This is a genomic window from Peptostreptococcus sp., from assembly GCF_036639115.1.
Classification (GTDB): domain Bacteria; phylum Bacillota; class Clostridia; order Peptostreptococcales; family Peptostreptococcaceae; genus Peptostreptococcus.
In genome coordinates, this window is sequence record NZ_JAVWJH010000001.1 from 1 (window position 1) to 19,081 (window position 19,081).

The 19,081-nt window shown below is 32.2% G+C and carries 14 protein-coding genes and 1 riboswitch; of the genes, 13 read left to right on the plus strand and 1 reads right to left on the minus strand.

From position 1 onward, the window contains the following. The first annotated feature begins 436 nt into the window (after window positions 1-436). From cdaA to metK, 13 genes are all read left to right on the plus strand, one after another. On the plus strand, window positions 437-1,294 hold the full coding sequence (gene cdaA, locus RR561_RS00005; protein WP_332505309.1) for a diadenylate cyclase CdaA: 858 nt from the start codon (window positions 437-439) through the stop codon (window positions 1,292-1,294). Window positions 1,295-1,312: 18 nt separating this feature from the next. After that, a complete protein-coding gene (locus RR561_RS00010; RefSeq protein ID WP_332505311.1) occupies window positions 1,313-2,221 on the plus strand; it encodes a CdaR family protein in 909 nt (302 codons plus the stop codon). A gap of 1,487 nt (window positions 2,222-3,708) precedes the next feature. Beyond that, complete coding sequence (buk, locus tag RR561_RS00015) at window positions 3,709-4,791, plus strand: butyrate kinase (RefSeq protein WP_332505313.1); 1,083 nt, start codon at window positions 3,709-3,711, stop codon at window positions 4,789-4,791. Window positions 4,792-4,854: 63 nt separating this feature from the next. Further along, entirely contained in the window at window positions 4,855-5,532 is a 678-nt protein-coding gene (locus tag RR561_RS00020; RefSeq protein ID WP_334309575.1) for an ATP-binding protein, read from the plus strand. 50 nt (window positions 5,533-5,582) lie between these two features. Next, complete coding sequence (locus tag RR561_RS00025; RefSeq protein ID WP_106775832.1) at window positions 5,583-5,798, plus strand: 4Fe-4S dicluster domain-containing protein; 216 nt, start codon at window positions 5,583-5,585, stop codon at window positions 5,796-5,798. 19 nt (window positions 5,799-5,817) lie between these two features. After that, the gene (locus tag RR561_RS00030; RefSeq protein ID WP_332505319.1) at window positions 5,818-6,879 is read left to right on the plus strand and encodes a 3-methyl-2-oxobutanoate dehydrogenase subunit VorB; all 1,062 of its coding nucleotides are present in this window, start codon (window positions 5,818-5,820) and stop codon (window positions 6,877-6,879) included. Continuing rightward, window positions 6,879-7,643: a thiamine pyrophosphate-dependent enzyme gene (locus RR561_RS00035; protein WP_332505321.1), complete on the plus strand. Its 765-nt coding sequence runs from the start codon at window positions 6,879-6,881 to the stop codon at window positions 7,641-7,643. The genes RR561_RS00030 and RR561_RS00035 overlap by 1 nt, the downstream gene beginning before the upstream one ends. Next, entirely contained in the window at window positions 7,644-8,198 is a 555-nt protein-coding gene (locus RR561_RS00040; RefSeq protein ID WP_332505323.1) for a 2-oxoacid:acceptor oxidoreductase family protein, read from the plus strand. 711 nt (window positions 8,199-8,909) lie between these two features. Next, the gene (glmM, locus tag RR561_RS00045) at window positions 8,910-10,262 is read left to right on the plus strand and encodes a phosphoglucosamine mutase (RefSeq protein WP_332505324.1); all 1,353 of its coding nucleotides are present in this window, start codon (window positions 8,910-8,912) and stop codon (window positions 10,260-10,262) included. Window positions 10,263-10,962: 700 nt separating this feature from the next. Beyond that, complete coding sequence (glmS, locus tag RR561_RS00050) at window positions 10,963-12,789, plus strand: glutamine--fructose-6-phosphate transaminase (isomerizing) (RefSeq protein ID WP_332505325.1); 1,827 nt, start codon at window positions 10,963-10,965, stop codon at window positions 12,787-12,789. A 563-nt stretch (window positions 12,790-13,352) separates the two neighbouring features. Beyond that, entirely contained in the window at window positions 13,353-14,612 is a 1,260-nt protein-coding gene (gene murA / locus RR561_RS00055) for a UDP-N-acetylglucosamine 1-carboxyvinyltransferase (protein WP_332505327.1), read from the plus strand. Window positions 14,613-14,756: 144 nt separating this feature from the next. Further along, complete coding sequence (locus tag RR561_RS00060; RefSeq protein ID WP_332505329.1) at window positions 14,757-15,767, plus strand: rod shape-determining protein; 1,011 nt, start codon at window positions 14,757-14,759, stop codon at window positions 15,765-15,767. A 295-nt stretch (window positions 15,768-16,062) separates the two neighbouring features. After that, window positions 16,063-16,161: riboswitch (SAM riboswitch) on the plus strand. A gap of 97 nt (window positions 16,162-16,258) precedes the next feature. Further along, on the plus strand, window positions 16,259-17,443 hold the full coding sequence (gene metK, locus RR561_RS00065; protein WP_332505331.1) for a methionine adenosyltransferase: 1,185 nt from the start codon (window positions 16,259-16,261) through the stop codon (window positions 17,441-17,443). A 31-nt stretch (window positions 17,444-17,474) separates the two neighbouring features. Here the strand turns inward: metK and RR561_RS00070 are convergent, their stop codons facing one another. Continuing rightward, the gene (locus tag RR561_RS00070) at window positions 17,475-18,662 is read right to left on the minus strand and encodes a YkvI family membrane protein (protein WP_332505333.1); all 1,188 of its coding nucleotides are present in this window, start codon (window positions 18,660-18,662) and stop codon (window positions 17,475-17,477) included. Window positions 18,663-19,081 lie beyond the last annotated feature (419 nt).

Sequence of the window (19,081 nt, forward strand, 5' to 3'; positions counted from 1 at the left end):
TAATAGAGAAGCAATAATAGAGAAGCAATAATAGAGAAGCAATAATAGAGAAGCAATTTGTAAAATATAAAGAGCGACTCTGTAATGAATTTAAGACAAATTATGTATTTGAAGTAAGAATTTAATAGTTAGAGAATATAGAGATTCATGTAAAATTTATTGCTAGAAGTGAATAAATATGAAAAAGTATTAATAAAGAAGTATATATAAAGGATATCTAGCATACTATGCAGAATATAGGATGTAGTGGGGAGATATGAAAAAGTATTAAAAATTAGATTTCTCCATTATAGAATAATATGAATTGATGTAATCTTAATAAGAATAATAAAAATTGATACTAGTAAAAATTAAAAAGTTGATTTTAAGAATTATTAGAGTGAGTCTGGTAATTTACATATATTGAAAAATAAATATACAGCCAGGGGGAAAATAAATGTGGTCAGTTAGTTTAGTTTTGAATAAGTTTTTTCAAATCATTTCTAAAATAAGTGTTAATGACGTCATAGACATACTAATTGTTGCATACATCTTTTATAAGATATTAATTTTTATAAAGGATACCAGAGCAGAACAGCTATTTAAAGGTGTTATTATACTTTTAGTGGCAACTCAATTAAGTGGTGTTTTTAAATTACACACTTTATATTGGATTTTGGTTAAAATCCTAGAAATCGGATTTATTTTGCCGTTTATAATTTTCCAACCAGAGCTTAGAGCAGGACTTGAGCACATCGGAAGAAATACCAGCATCAAGAAGTTAGGCTCTCAATCAAAAGTAGGAGAAGAAGATAACACAGTTAAAATAATAAATGAAATGTTGGATGCAATATATGACTTATCAAGTAGGAAAGTAGGTGCGCTGATAATTTTAGAAGGCGAAACCAAATTAAATGAGATTTTAGAGACAGGTACTAGAATAGATGGGGACATTACGATGCAGTTACTTTGTAATATATTCGTCCCAAATACACCGCTTCATGATGGTGCAGTCATTATAAGGGATGATAAAATTAAATCTGCAGCTTGTTTTCTTCCTTTAACTCAGAGAAAAGATTTGAGTAAAGAGCTTGGAACAAGGCATAGAGCAGGTATTGGTGTAAGTGAAATATCAGATTGTCTTACACTGATAGTGTCTGAAGAAACGGGTGGTGTATCCATTGCAAGACTAGGAAAAATTTATAGAAATGTTTCAAGAGAGAGATTATTTAATATTTTGAAAAACTTTTATAAGAAAAAATCGGAAAATGAATATGGATTCTTCAGTGATTTTTTCAAAAAAAATGAAGATTAGGAGCGTTGAAAAGTAGCGATGAAGAATAGTATGAGAAAGAATAATATTAGAATAAAAATCATTTCTCTAGTTACTGCTTTGGCGCTATGGCTATACGTTATAGCTATAGTTGATCCTGATGAAAAAAAGGTTATAGAAAATATACCTATCACTATTACAAACGCCAGCGAAGTTAGAAATGATGATTTTGTAATTTATCCTAAAGAAGAATTTCAAACGGATATTACAGTTCAGGGGAAGTTATCTGAAATACAGAAGTTAAATAAAAATAATGTCCATATATATGGCGAGTTAATTAACCCGGTAGAAGGACAGAACATAGTAAATTTAAAAACAAATATTTCCAATAGAGTATCAAGGGAGTTAAAAGATAATACTTTTGTTGTGAATTTGGAAAAAAAGGTTACTAAAAAAGTAAAAGTAAAAATAGAAGTACCAGATGCTATAAAGCCGAATGTCGAAGAAGTGACGCCTGAGTTTTCTGAAGTGGAAGTAAGTGGACCAAGAACATTACTTGCCAAGGTCGATTATGTTGGAGCAGTTCTGAAATTTGATGAAAAAACAGATAAACCATATGAAAGCGTAGAGTTGAGGCTATCAGCATTTGATAAAAATGATAAGCCAATCGATGTCGAATTGAGTGAAAAGCTAGTAACAGTTGATGTTGCTTTTACTGTAGAAAAGTCAGTTCCTGTAAGAATAAATTATGTAGGTGAAGAGTATGATAAAGAAAGTCTTCAGCTATCACCTGATAAATTGACTATACAAGGTAAAGACGATGTAGTAAAGTCTATTGAGTCTTTGGAAACAGTGAAACTAGAGGACAAAGACTTAGAAAATCTAGAAAATAAAAAGGTAAAGATATCTATTCCTGAAAATGTGAAAATAAAGGGAGATATTTCGGAGCTGTCAATATCTAAGAAATAATAAAGCAGAGTTGTTCAATTGAACAACTCTTTTTTTATTAGCGTATTAGTTAATATACTAAACAAGTATATTAACTAATCCATGAATTAATATATGGATCATTATATGGATGGATATAGAAATGAGTATGTGAAGTAAGTATATAAATAAGTATATTAACTAATCCATGAATTAATATATGGATCATTATATGGATGTATATAGAAATGAGTATGTGAAATAAGTATGTGAATCATTATATGGATAAGTATATAAATAAGCATAAAAAACAAGTGTATAAATATGCATATAAAATAGGTATATTAACTAATATATAAATGAATATATGAAATAATATCTACAAAACGAATAACTATATTAATATAGGGATAATAGATAGATAGAGTTTGAATTTTTGATATATATTCATAAGAAAAAAATATTTTGGCTTATTTTTGAAATGAGAGGATTGCTAAATAATGCATTTTATACAATGAAATTATTTAAGTGTGATGTATAATCAAAGGTGAATATATTTATAGGATGTTTCAGCTATATTATATAAAATCTTAGCTATAAGAATGATAAATATTCGACTTTGAAAGATCAGAGTGTGTGAGAAAAAACAAATAAAAAAATTAAAAAGCTTCTTTTATATAAAGTGTAATAAAAAATAAAAGTATGGAAAATATTATTTTTGAAAAGTTTATAATCGGGACTTTCTCGAAAATTATAAATTATATTAAGCCTTTTGTAGAGATAAGGGTTTTTATTAATGATTTCTATTTAGACAAAAATCCACTAATTGCCTAAAAAAAGCAAAGTTTAAAAAAATTGTTGAAATTGATATGGAAATTAAAAAAGTAGCAATTATATCTAGCAAGAATAGAGCAATAAAGCGAATAAATTAAATGAAAAGTAGATTTAATTATACAAAATTAAATGCAATTTCTTTGTTAATTTAATATTTTTATTGCAACTTCTATATTTTAGATATAAAATAGAATTATAAAGAGAGAATATAACACCATAAATAGCTAAAAAAACTTATAAATTCAAGAGAATATATAGAAAATTTAGTAATATCACTAAGCTTTTTTCTTATACGATTATTTTTAACAATCTTGAAAACGTTTTAAATAATCTCAAAAATTCTAAAAATTAGAATAAGATAAAAATACTTTTATTTGATAAGTGTTTTCTATTATTGCTTTTGTTATCTATTTGATAATTGATAAGTTGATTTGTATTTTAATGACAACTTATTTTGGATTTTATGAAAACGTTATATCTTAATGCGAATATAATAGGCTTGGTTTTTGTTGATTAGTATGGACTTTTGATGTATTACTTTTAAAATTCAAAGTTCATTGACTTGATGTGTGATTCTAGATTAGTTTTATTATAAAATATCAGATTCCACTTTGAATGTGTCAGCTATACAATATATAATACTGGGCTTAAAGTTCCAAGCATAAAAAGACAGTTTTATTACTTAGGAGGTAAAAATGAAGGATATCTACAAAATTCTTACAATTAATCCTGGATCGACATCTACTAAAATAGCAGTATTTGACAATGATCAGGAAGTATTTGAAAAGACTTTAAGACATTCATCTGATGAGATTGGACAGTTTAAAAATATTTCTGATCAATTTAATTTTAGAAAAGATGTAATAGAAAGCGAACTTACTTTGGCGAATATAGACCTAAATAGTCTAGATTGCATAGTTGGTAGAGGTGGTTTACTAAAACCAATAAAGGGTGGTACGTATAGCGTTACTGAATCTATGTTGGAAGATCTAAGAGTAGGAGTGTCAGGACAGCATGCTTCAAATTTAGGTGGAATAATAGCAAATGAATTTTCAAAAGAGCTAAATATTCCTGCTTTCATAGTTGACCCTGTAGTGGTTGATGAAATGATGCCTATAGCAAGAGTGTCTGGACTTGCAGATATAGAAAGAAGAAGTATATTCCATGCGTTAAATCAAAAGGCAATAGCTAGAAGATACGCTGATGAAATAGGAAAGAAATACAGTGATTTAAACTTGATAGTAGCTCATATGGGTGGTGGAGTATCTATTGGTGCTCATGAACACGGATGTGTAATAGATGTGGCAAACGCTTTAGATGGTGAAGGACCATTCTCTCCAGAGAGAAGTGGAAGCATTCCTGTTGGAAGCTTAGTTGATATGTGCTACAGTGGTAAGTACACTATATACGATATGAAAAAGAAAATTACTGGAAAGGGTGGACTAGTTTCATACCTTGATACAAATGATGTAAGAGATGTTGAAGCTATGGTTGAAAAGGGTGATGAAAAAGCAATCACTGTTTACAAGGCTATGGCATATCAAATTGCCAAAGATATTGGTGCAGGAGCAACAGTATTGGCAGGTAAGGTAGATGCAATACTTCTTACAGGAGGAATAGCATATTCTAAGAAGTTCACAGACTTGATAGCTGAAAGAGTAAACTTCATAGCAAATGTAAAGGTTTATCCTGGTGAAGATGAAATGATTGCACTTGCACTTGGTGGCTTAAGAGTCATGAGAGGGGAAGAAATTGCTCAAAATTATGATGAGCAATAATCATTACAATTTATAATTTGCCAAAATTAGGAGATTGAGATTTTGGATAAGGAGAAAGTATTGATGGATAATACAAAGAGAATAAGAATAATTACGGGACATTACGGTAGTGGTAAAAGTGAGTTTTCAGTTAACTATGCTTTGAAGCTAAGAGGTGAAATAGAAGGAAAATTGGCACTTTCTGACTTGGATGTTGTAAATGTTTACTTCAGAACAAGAGAGAGAACTAAGTTTCTAGAAGAAAAGGGTATTCATGTAATATCTAGCTCTGTAGATGCCCCAACGTTAGATGTACCAGCACTTTCTGCTGAAATTCATACTCCTTTACTCAACAAAGACTACAATAATATAGTAGATTTAGGTGGAGATAAGGCAGGCGCTAAGGTAATAGCTAGATACAGAAATATGATAGATGATGACGACTACGATTTTTTATTTGTCGTGAATGCAAACAGGGAAAAAACACAAAATGCTCAAGAGATAATGGAGTACATAGATGAGATAGAAAAAGCATCTAAATTGAAGGTCACAGGCCTTATAAATAATACTCACATGCTCAAGGCAACTACAATAGAAGATGTCAAAAAAGGTCAAGAAGTATGTAGGGAAGTTTCAAAGATTAGAAATATTCCAATCAAATTTATTTCTTGCCTTGAAGAGATAGTCAAAGATATTCCGTCAGACTTTGAGGGAGAGGTCATTCCAATTCACCTTTACCTAAGAGATGACTGGATGATGTAGTGTGTTTTTATATATTAATAAGATAAATTTTAATTAAGGAGGCAATACAAATGGCTAAAGGTAGAGTGTCTTTTGATCAGAAGTACTGTAAAGGTTGCGGTCTTTGCATATCAGTATGTCCTAAAAAGATAATAGAACTAGATATGTCTAAGGTCAATTCTAAGGGTTACAACCCTGCTCATGTAGTTAAAATGGAAGAATGCATAGGATGTGCAAGTTGTTCAATGATGTGTCCAGATGCAGTAATTACAGTAGAAAGAGATTAATAATTAGGAGGGATTTTTAATGGCTAAGATACTAATGAAAGGTAACGAAGCATTTGGTAAGGCCGCAATAGTTGCAGGCTGTAGACATTTCTTCGGATACCCAATAACTCCACAGAGTGAGTTGCCTGAATACTTATCAAGAGAGTTACCAGCAATAGGCGGAACTTTTGTTCAAGCAGAATCTGAAGTTGCTGCTATAAATATGGTTTACGGTGCAGGAGGAAGTGGTGCTAGAGTACTTACTTCATCATCTTCACCAGGTATAGCATTAAAGCAAGAAGGAATAACTTATTGCGCAGGTGCGGAAGTACCATGTGTTATATTAGACGTTGTAAGAGGTGGTCCAGGACTAGGTTCAATACAGCCTTCACAGTCTGACTACTTTATGGTTACAAGAGGTGGCGGTAATGGTGACTATAGAACTCCAGTATACGCTCCAGCAAGTGTTCAGGAAGCTTGTGATATGATAATAGACGCATTTGATGTTGCTGATATATATAGAACACCAGTAATGGTTCTTTTAGACGGTATGATCGGTCAGATGATGGAACCAGTTGATTTTGAAAAGGAAAGACCAAAGAGAGAATTGCCTGAAAAAGATTGGGCAACAACAGGAACAAAAGAGAAGAGAAAACCAAATATTATCAACTCTTTATACCTTTCTCCAGAAATATTAGAAGAACATAACTATCATTTACAGAGAAAATATGATCTTATAGAAGAAAAAGAACTTCAGTATGAAATGGATAGAACAGAAGATGCTGAATTAGTATTTGTTGCATACGGAACAATGTCTAGAGTTGTTAAGAACTGTATCAATGATTTACGTGAAGAAGGTTACAAGGTAGGTATGATAAGACCTAAGACTGTATGGCCTTTCCCATTTGAAGCATTTGATAAGATTCCTAACTGTAAGAACTTGTTGGTTGTAGAAATGAGTATGGGACAGATGACAGATGACGTTAAGATTGGTACTGCAGGAAGATGCCCAGTTCACTTCTATGGTAGACCAGGTGGTATGGTTCCAGAACCAAAGGTAATTAAAGAAAAAGCAAGAGAAATTATGGGAGGTGTTAAGTAATGGCTGTAATTTTCGAAAAGACAAAAGGTTTAACAGATGCGCAGACACATTACTGTCCAGGATGTACTCATGGTATAATTCATAGACTAGTAGCTGAAACATTAGATGAATTAGATGTGCTAGGGGATGCAGTAGGTGTAGCTCCAGTTGGATGTTCAGTTTTAGCATACAACTACTACAATTGTGATATGCATGAAGCAGCTCATGGTAGAGCACCAGCAGTTGCAACAGGTATCAAGAGATCACTACCAAATCACACAGTGTTTACTTATCAAGGTGACGGTGACCTTGCATCAATTGGTACTGCAGAAATAGTTCATGCAGCTAATAGAGGTGAAAATATCACTGTTATATTTGTAAATAATACTACTTATGGTATGACTGGTGGACAGATGGCTCCTACAACTTTAATAGGTGAAAAGGCTACTACTTGTCAGGATGGTAGAAATCCAGAACTTCATGGTTACCCAATTAGAATAGCTGAAATGTTATCTACTTTAACTGGTGCTACTTATATCGAAAGAGTAAGAGTAGACACTCCAGGTGAAGTTAGAAAGGCTAAGAAGGCTATAAAGAAGGCATTTGAAGTTCAGCAGGCTGGTTTAGGATTTTCACTAGTAGAAGTATTATCTACTTGCCCAACTAACTGGGGATTAACTCCTGTAGATGCACTACAGTGGTTAAGAGATAATATGGTGCCATATTATCCAGTTCAGAATTTTAAGGATATAGATTTAGAAGCTGCTAAAAAGGAGGAGAAGTAAATGAGTACATCTAGAGTTATTTGTGCAGGATTCGGTGGACAGGGCGTAATGTCTATGGGTCAGTTAATGACTTATGCCGGAATGCTTGAAAACAAGGAAGTTTCTTGGTTACCTTCTTACGGACCTGAAATGCGTGGTGGTACAGCTAACTGTGCTGTTACAATTTCAGATGAACCAGTAGGATCTCCAATCATCACTGATGATGCTACAGCTGCTGTTATAATGAACTCGCCTTCACTACAGAAGTTTGAAGATGATGTAGTAAGGGATGGAGTAATCTTGATTAACAGTTCATTAATTCATGAAAAGGTAGAAAGAGACGATGTTAAGTCTTACTACATAGATGCTGTAGGTATGTCAAATGAACTAGGTGGACCTAAGTTTGCCAATATGGTAATGCTTGGTGCATTCCTAGCAGTTGATAACAGTGTTACTATAGACTCAGTTCTTGAAGCATTTAAGAAAGTATTTGGTGCTAGAAAAGAAAAGTTTATACCTGTTAATAGACAAGCTCTTGAAATGGGATACGAAGCTGTTAGATCTCAGCAGAATTAATTTAGAATATCTAAGGGTGTGGTTTTTTCCACACCCTTTTTATTTTTTATATAAAAGATATTATAAAATTGATATTATAAAATTTAAAATAGACTAAAGTAAAAAAAAGTAAGTAAAAGTAGCTTTTATAAGAGTGAACTATTTACAAAGTCAGAATAAATATTTTAATACTTTTTCTTGAACTTTTATAAGTATAAGAAGATTTATTAAAGTATTTATACGGATAAAATTTATGATATTTCTTATCAGCTAAAAGATCTATACGTTTTGAATGAGAAAAATTTAAAATGTATAATAATTTAAAATAAAAGATAAAAATAAAAAAATATTAAAAGTAGTATACAATAAAACGATAAAGTTAAATAAATGGTGAGATATATATGGGAAAAGTATGTTATTTATATTTTAAAAACGATAATTACTAGTAAAAATAAGCTAAAAGATAAATATAAAAAAATAGTATAACACTTATAATTAGAAAAAATATATTATTGAAAGATTCAATTCTTACAATAAAGAACCGATATGCAAAAAATTAGGTTAAAATAAAGGTTTTGTGATAAAATGTAAATAGTTATGCATATTATAATAGCTAATTTAATGGTTAAAAAGAGCAAGAAAAATATTATATATAATATATATCTTTTTCTTGATGAAAAAGCTGTATATTTGAAAGAAAACATGATGATAGAAATTAAGGAGAATATATAAATGAGAAAATACTTTGGTACTGATGGAGTTAGAGGGGTAGCAAATACTGAACTTGATTGCGAATTGGCCTATAAGCTAGGTCGTGCAGGTGGATACGTACTGACTAAAGGTAAAGATAAACATATAAAGGTAGTAGTGGGAAGAGATACAAGAGTATCTGGTGATATGTTGGAGTCAGCACTGATATCAGGTCTAATGTCTGTTGGATGTGATGTAATAACTGTGGGAATAATACCAACACCAGCAGTAGCTTATCTTACTAGAAAATATGAAGCAGATTGTGGAGTAGTTATTTCGGCTTCACATAATCCAGTTGAGTATAATGGTATAAAATTCTTTAACTGCGAAGGCTTTAAACTAGCAGATTGTATAGAACAAGAGATTGAAAAATACATTGATGATATAAGTTTAATAGAAAAAAATCCAACAGGCGTAGATGTTGGAAAGAAGATATTTAATCATAATGCCTCAAGAGATTATGTGGATTATTTGAAATCTCATATAGATAGTAACTTTGAAGGTCTGAAGGTAGTGCTAGATTGTGCAAATGGTGCAGCCTATAAAGTGGCGCCAACTGTATTTGAAGAGTTGGGAGCAGAAGTAATCAAAATAAATTGTGAACCAAATGGAAATAATATAAATGATAACTGTGGTTCAACACATCCAGAAGGATTACAAAAAAAGGTGGTTGAAGTTGGTGCAGATATTGGGCTTGCATATGATGGCGATGCAGATAGATTGATAGCAGTAGATGAAAAAGGAAACTTAGTAGATGGTGATAAGATAATGGTTCTAAGTGCCATAAATATGAAGAAAAAAGGACTATTGAAGAAAGAAACTTTGGTAGTTACAGTTATGAGTAACTTAGGTCTGATTATAGCAGCAAAAGAAAATGGAATAAATCTATCAACAACTAAAGTTGGAGACAGATACGTTCTAGAAGAAATGCTAAAAGAAGGATATTGTCTAGGTGGAGAACAGTCAGGTCATCTAGTATTTTTAGATTTCAACACAACAGGTGATGGAACTATGTCTTCACTAGTGCTTGCGGGTATATTAGAGGAAGAGAAAAAGACTTTATCAGAAGTATCTGCTGTGATGGATCAGTATCCACAGGTTCTTGTAAATGTAAAAGTAAAAAATGAAATGAAAAATTCATATATGGAAATTGAAGAAATAGCATCTGAAATAAGAGCTATAGAAGAAGCGATGGATGGAATGGGAAGAGTTCTTATAAGACCATCTGGAACTGAACCGCTAGTAAGAGTAATGCTTGAAGGTAAGGATGAAGAACATATATTATCTTTGGCAAATGGACTTGCAGATGTTATTAGGGAAAAGATAGGTTGTTAGGGAATATTATTTGAGATCAAAGGCCCTTGACATCTTTTGTCTGGGGCTTTTAATTTATGAAAAATAAAGATTTTGCTATATAGATGTATAACTATTATGATATAAGATAAAAAACAATAAATTAAAGTAAAAAAGGCTTTAAAATAATGATATAGAATATTTTGAGGTGATTAAATAATATAGTTTTTTTTATAAAAACTATAAAAAAAATATTATTTAGTTTAAAAACTATAGAAAACGTTATAGAAAGAAAAATCATTCCAAAATATAATAATAAAATAATATTTGCGTTTTTGTAGTATTATTTGGTATAATAAGTTATTGGACAAAAATATTTTTTGATACACATTTGTAGATGTATCACATGTGAGTCTATTGCCACAAAACATTGCCTTTGAGTATGATTGGCATTTGTCTGTGTCGAGATCTAAGTTGTGTGTCTGGGTCCAGTAAGATAGAAATTGGTCAAGAGTAATTTAAAAGAGGAAAGACCTCTAGCGCCAGAACTTTTTGCGAATTAATGAGTTAATAGAGTTTATGTGAAAAGTTGACGAGGACGAAGTTTATCGAGTATTCGGCGGGTGCTTCGCGGGATGCCTGTTTCCGTATAGTCTCAACAAAACTTGGGAGAAATTCCATCGACAAAAGAGACCTAACAGGTGACCATTTCTTAAAATTTAATATTTTAGGAGGTAGCTATATGTGTGGTATAGTTGGTTATTTAGGAAAGAGAGAGGCTAGCGATGTAATAATCGATGGTCTAAGTAAGTTGGAATACAGAGGATATGACTCTGCTGGTATAGCAATAAACACTGGAGATAGTCTTGAAATAAGAAAATTTAAGGGAAGACTTGCCGTATTAGCTGAGGATTTGGAAAAAAATCCAATAGAGGGACATTTAGGAATCGGTCATACTAGATGGGCAACACATGGTGAACCATCGGATGAAAATTCTCACCCTCATTTTAATTCAGATAAATCTATTGCTGTCGTTCATAATGGTATAATAGAAAATTATTCTGACATAAGAGAAGAGCTTTCTAATGAAGGTATAAAATTTCTTTCAAAGACTGATACAGAGGTAATACCTCATTTGATATCAAAGTATTATAATGGAAACCTTCTTGATGCCGTTTTTGAAGCGACTAATCGTCTAAGGGGTGCCTATGCTATAGGAGTAGTATCTCAGGACCATGCAGATGAATTGGTAGCCGTAAGAAAGGATTCTCCACTAGTTGTTGGAGTGGGAGATGATGAATTTTTTATAGCCTCAGATATACCAGCTCTTTTGAAATACACAAGAGAAGTTTATTTCTTGGAAAATGGTGAAACAGTACATATAAAAGGAAATAAAATAACAATATATAATGAAAATAGAGAAGTAGTCGAAAAAGAATTATTCCATGTAACATGGGATATAGAAGCTGCATCAAAAGGTGGATATGACTGCTTTATGAATAAAGAAATACATGAACAACCACAGGGGATTAAGGATACTGTAGAAAGAAGACTTGATGAAAGTGGTAAAATTGTATTAGATAGTATAAAAATAACTAAGGAAGAACTAAGCAAGATAAATAGAATATACATAGTAGCTTGTGGTACTGCTTATCACGCTGGAATGCTTGGTAAAGTAGCAATTGAGAAATTTATGAAAGTACCAGTAGTGGCGGATATTGCTTCCGAATTTAGATATAATGAGAATTTTGTAGATGAAAATTCATTAGTGATTCTAGTCAGTCAATCAGGTGAAACAGCGGATACTCTTGCTGTTCTTAGAGATTCAAAGGCAAAAGGGGCAAGGATACTTGCAGTAACTAATGTGGTTGGATCTTCAATAGCCAGAGAAGCGGATGACGTCTTTTATACTTGGGCGGGACCTGAAATAGCAGTAGCATCAACAAAAGCATACACGACTCAGGTAGTATCTCTTTATATGATAGCACTTAACTTTGCTCTAGAAATGAATACTATAGATATAGAAGAGTATAAAAAAGTAATTAAAGAAATGTTAGATCTTCCAGAAGAAATAGAGAAAGTTTTACAGAGCAACGATTTAGTAAGAGAACTTGCAGAAGAAATAAAAGAAAAACAACATATATTCTATTTAGGTAGAGCTATAGATTATTATCTAGCTCTAGAAGGTTCTTTGAAATTAAAAGAAATTTCTTATATTCATGCAGAGGCTTTTGCGGCTGGGGAATTAAAGCATGGAACAATAGCTCTAATAGAAGAAGGAACTCCAGTGATTGCAATCGCAACACAGGATAAACTATTTGAAAAAATGGTATCTAATATGGAGGAAGTAAAGGCAAGAGGTGCAAATGTAATTGCAATTGCCAAGGAACACAATAAAGCAGTAGAAAATGTTGCAGATAGAGTAATATATATACCTAATGCATCAGACCTGTTGGTATCAATATTGGCTGTAGTGCCAATGCAGCTTTTGGCATATCATGTATCTTCACTAAAAGGTTTAGATGTAGATAAGCCAAGAAACCTAGCAAAGTCTGTTACTGTTGAATAATTTTATAGCCCTTAGATAGCTATAAAATGAGTGTCAGGGAAGATTAAATATAAATCTATAAGAATTAATTAAAAATTCCCCTAGAAGATGTATTGTTTAGTAAAATTAGGTGGGGGTGTGATCATCTCCGCCTTTTATTTAGTGTACGTAAGCTGCTTTAAAAATCTTTTCTTATTTTTTTGAGATATATGTTGACATATTGCTCAAATAAGTATATAAAAGTATAGTAGGAGTTTGTACTTTTTTATATTTTTAGCATAAGAAATGGGATTATAGGCTATTTATAGAAATTATCCTACTTTAAAAATAAATAAAATAATGCAAGTTATAAAAGTTATATTATTTATTTATGATAGTAGATAAATCCTCCAAAAATAATTTTTGAATATATTGAAATTTGGTGGATATTTGTACTCATTTATGATTTTTACATAATGAAATAATTTATTTGTATGTAAGAGTTATAAATGCGGATAAATTTTGGATAGTTCTTGAGGACTATCATGTGAGTAGTTTTATATGAGTGAAATGTAAATTGTTTTGAATGAAAAGGGAGAATAATTATGCCAAGAATAAGAGTAAGAAAAAGTGGACCTTTAGAGGGTACGATAAATATAGATGGAGCAAAAAATGCAGTACTACCAATAATAGCAGCAACTTTATTGGCAGATGATATATGTGTATTAAAGAGTGTTCCTAATTTGAGAGATGTACATGTAATTTCAGATCTTTTGAGACATTTAGGAGCTAAGGTTGATTACAAGGATAATATACTTACAGTAGATTCAACAGGAATTAGTACATATGAGGCACCATATGATTTAGTTAAAAAAATGAGAGCATCTTTCTTAGTGATGGGACCTCTTCTAGCTAGATTTAATCATACTAAGATATCGATGCCAGGAGGATGTGCAATAGGTACTAGACCTATAGACTTACACTTAAAAGGATTTAAGGCTTTGGGAGCAAAGGTAAATATAGATCATGGATTTGTAGAAGCTAAGACAGATAAATTATTAGGTGACAAGTTGTATTTAGATTTCCCTTCTGTAGGTGCGACTCAAAATATCATGATGGCTGCAGTACTTGCAAACGGTGTAACAACTATAGAAAATGCTGCTGAAGAGCCAGAAATAGTAGATTTAGCCAACTTCTTAAATGAAATGGGTGGATCAGTTAGAGGAGCAGGAACAAATACTATTAAGATTAAGGGTGTTAAAAAACTTCATGGAGCTACTCATACAGTAATTCCAGATAGAATAGAAGCTTCTACTTATATGGTAGCAGCAGCTATGACAAAGGGAGATGTAACTCTTAACAATGTTATATTGGACCATCTAAAACCTGTAATAGCAAAGCTTACAGAAGCTGGTGCAACTATATATGAAAGTGATGAAGAAAACTCAATTAGAGTTGTAGGTCCAGAAAAAATAAAACCGATAGATGTAAAAACTTTACCACATCCAGGATTTCCTACAGATGTTCAGGCGCAATTTATGGCAATGCTAACTGTAGCTGATGGTACGGGTGTAGTAATAGAAACAGTATTTGAAAATAGATTTATGCACGTAACAGAATTTAACAGAATGGGTGCAAACATAAAGATAGATGGAAGAAGCGCTGTTGTAAACGGTGTGGATTCACTTGTAGGAGCGGATGTTACTGCTACTGACTTAAGAGCTGGTGCAGCACTAATTTTATGTGGTCTAATAGCTGAGGGAACTACTAATATCAATGAAATATACCATATTCAAAGAGGTTATGTTGATATAGATAAGAAGTTCAGAGCTTTGGGCGGAGAAGTAGATATAGTGGAAGACTAATCGCTTACTTGTAAGATTTGGATATTAATATTAGGCTATGTATCTATGTCTGTGTATTTTTGAGATACATGGACATAGATTTGTTTGATTGAGGGTAGAACATAGCTTGAGTAATTATACGGATTAATTGATGGAGGTTTTATAATGGCTGGAATGGATATTGGAATAGATTTGGGTACCGCTAATGTCTTGATAGTAGTAGACGATAAAGGAGTAGTACTTAGCGAACCTTCAGTGGTAGCTGTTGATAATAGAATAAATGAAGTTATAGCAGTAGGTAATGAAGCATACAAAATGATAGGTAGAACACCTAAAGAAATAGAAACTATAAAACCTATGATGAATGGTGTGATTTCTGATTATGATAATGCTGAAAGAATGCTTCGTGGATTTATAGATATGTTGGGCGAAAAAAAGGGCATGGGTAAAATTGTAATGCCTAGAATTATGGTATCAGTGCCATCAAATATCACGGATATAGAAAAAAAGGCTGTAGAAGATGCAACTAAGCAAGCAGGGGCTAGAGAAGTATTATTGATAGAAGAACCTGTGGCAGCTGCAATAGGTGCTGGAATTGATATCACAAGACCAGGTGGACACTTGGTAGTAGACGTTGGAGATGGAACTACAGACGTAGCAGTTATATCTCTAGGTGGAACTGTAGTAAGTGACTCAATTAAAGTCGGAGGAAGTAGATTCAACAATGATATAATCAGATATATAAAAAGAAATTATAATGTTATTATAGGTGAAAGAACATCAGAAAAAATTAAAAAAGATATAGGTTCTGCATATAGAAGACAAGAAGAAAGATTTATCAAAATAACAGGTAGAGATTTGACTACAGGACTTCCAAAGTCAATTACCGTAAGTTCTTTTGAAATAATGGATGCTATGAGTGAAAGTGTAGTTCAAGTTATAAATCTTGTAATAAAAGTACTTCAGGATACTCCTCCAGAGTTGGCATCAGATATAGCAGCAACAGGTGTTATTCTAACTGGTGGCGGATCGCTTTTATATGGTATGGACAAAAAAATTGCTGAAATGACAGGACTAAGAGTGGTTATGGCAGAAGATCCAATCAGTTGTGTGGCAATAGGTACAGGTATAGCACTGGGTTCAGTTGAAATACTTCAAGTAGCTGGAACAATATAAGTATCTATATAATTAAAATAAAATATTTTTAATCAACAGTAAATTATTTTACGAATTGATTATTAAGCTGTTTTTATATAGTATTTAAAAGTGATTATTAAAAGAAATAAGCATATTAAATTGTATGTTTACTTAGTAATTATAACTCTTATTTCTTTTATTAGCTTAAGCTAAAGTTAGAAAACCAACTATATTGGGATATGTGTATTATTGAAAATAGTTAGAAAAAATAATATTGACAATTATATTCAATAGTGTTACTATGGTTTTATGAAAAATTAATAAATCTTGATTTACCTTATCAAGAGTGGCAGAGGGACAGGCCCTGTGAAGCCCGGCAACCGTGTAGATGACGGTGCTAATTCCTACAAGAATATTTCTTGAGAGATGAGGTTAGCTTACATTTTTATGTGAATTAATTAGCCTCTTCAATTTGAAGGGGCTTATATTTTTTGGAGATAAGATATAATATTTTGGAAAGGGAGATTAAAATGGCTAGACATTTATTTACATCAGAGTCAGTGACAGAGGGACATCCTGACAAACTTTGTGATCAAGTATCAGATGCTATACTTGATGCATTGCTTGAGAAGGATCCAAACTCTAGAGTAGCTTGTGAGACAACTGCTACTACAGGGATAATATTGGTAGCAGGAGAAATATCAACAAATGCATATGTTGATATTCCTAAAATAGTAAGAGAAACAGTAGAAGAAATAGGATATGTGAGAGGTAAATTTGGTTTTGATGCAGCAAACTGTGGCGTTATGACTGCTATAGATGAACAGTCAAATGATATAGCTATCGGTGTTGATGAAGGGTTGGAATCAAAATCAGGAGAAAGCGTAGAAGATGAAATAGAAAAGGTAGGAGCTGGTGACCAAGGAATCATGTTTGGTTTTGCATGCAATGAAACTCCAGAACTAATGCCACTTCCAATATCTTTAGCTCATAAGCTTTCTAGAAAGCTTACTGAGATTAGAAAATCAGGTGAGTTAAAATACCTTAGACCTGATGGAAAAACTCAGGTAACTGTAGAGTATGAAGATGACAAGCCTATAAGAGTTCATACTGTCTTAATTTCTGCTCAGCATGATTCTGAAACAGAGACTGAACAGATTAGAAAAGATATAATAGAAAAGGTAATAAAGGCAACTATTCCAGCAGAACTAATAGATGATGAAACTTTATACTATGTAAATCCAACAGGAAGATTTGTAGTTGGGGGACCACACGGTGATACAGGTCTTACTGGAAGAAAGATAATAATAGATACATATGGCGGATACTCAAGACATGGTGGAGGAGCTTTCTCAGGAAAGGATCCAACAAAGGTTGATAGATCAGCTTGTTATGCTGCAAGACACGTTGCAAAGAACATTGTTGCTGCAGGGCTTGCAGACAAGTGTGAAATAGAACTTTCATATGCAATAGGTGTTGCTAGACCACTATCTATATTTGTAGATACTTTTGGAACAGGAAAACTATCAAATGAAAGACTAGTTGAAATAGTAAGGGAAAACTTTGACTTAAGACCAGGTGCTATAATAAGAAATCTTAATCTAAGAAGACCTATATACAAGCAAACAGCTGCGTATGGTCATTTTGGTAGAACAGATATAGAACTACCTTGGGAAGAATTAAATATGGTAGACAAGTTAAAGAGTTATCTTTAAAATAAAAAAGGAGACGAAAGTCTCCTTTTTTTTATTGAGCAAGTTTTTCTTGATCTCTTCTTTTAATATTTTTGTATCCTATAAACCAAAGTGGAAGGATTATGAATACCCAGTTAAATATTCCAAGGTACTTGTAGGCTACATTTACCACCCACATAAGTCCTAGAGTTGATACTGCATAGCAAGCAAGTAGTGCAACAACACTTATGATAGCCTTCTTTAAGATGACATTGTCCATCTTATGAAGTACATGTGGTTCGACTCTTTCAACCATACCAAATATAAATCCTACAGCTGTAGTAATAAGAGCTAAGAATAATAGTATTGGATAAAGTATTTCAAGAATTGGTATATTTAGTTGGTTTACTATAAATATTGTAGGAAGCTTTCTAGAAGCTTCATTTAAATATATATCAGGCATTCCTGAGAATATCAATAAACAAATTCCAACAAGCATTACTAAATTGATAACACAACCAATTATCATAGCGCCCTTGGCTTCTTCTTTATACTTACCACCCTTGAATGAAGATGTTATACCACCGATTGCACTAATCTGGAAACCTGCATAAGTAAGTGCCCACAAAAGAGCATTTCCTATATTACCAGGAACTGTTTCAGTACTTCCTGATACGCTCCATTTAGAAGAATGTGGATTCACATAACCTTCAGACATTAGCTTTACAATTTGTGGTGAGAATTTGATTAGTCCTGCGATTAATACTATAGATACTATAATTAAGATTGCTGCTGTCATTATCATCGCGTTTTTTCTAACTATTTTCTCTCCAAAAATACATATCAAAGTAACTATTACAACCATAGCTACAGATCCCACAAGCACTGGTAATCCTAGGTATTGATTGGCTAGTAGACCGCCTGTTGCAATTGTAGCAGCTGTGGCAGCTATTGTAGTAATAACGATACTTATATCCATCGCTGGTGTAAAGAATTTAGAAAATTTTCCAAAAGCCTCTTTAGACCAAGCATCATAACTCCATTTACCAGTCTGTCTAGCTGTTTCAAGACCTACATAGTAAGTAAGTGCTATGATAATGAATGTTAGGATTGGCATAAAAACACCAAACCATCCATGATTGGCGAAGTATTGAAGTTCCTGAGTACCAGAAGCAAATCCTGCTCCACAGTGAGTTGAGAACCAAACAGTTGCAACTCCGATACTTATGGAAGTTAAATACTTATTCTTTTTCTTTTCCATTATAAATCCCTCCTTATGAAATTGTGAAAAAATTATGATATTGTAAGAAAACTATTTCCTTACATAAAGCATATTATAACACAAAATTTATAATTTTTTAACAAAAAAATAAAAAATTGTTTGTCTTAATTTATATTGGGTATAATTATATTAAAATAATATTTTAACGCAATGGTGCTTTTTTATGTCAAAAAACATAAAAATATATAGTTAATATGTTAAAAAGCTGGCAAAAAATAATGGCTAAAAACTCATAAAGCAAGGGTAAAGTGTATTTTTACCTTTGAGTATTATTTAAAAATAAGTTCTTACAAGTTTATAAACTATATTTCTAAAATGCTTGTATAACAAATATACCGCTGATGAAAACGTTTTGATTATAATTCGAAATAGTTAGACAATGCATTTTGCGTTGTTTT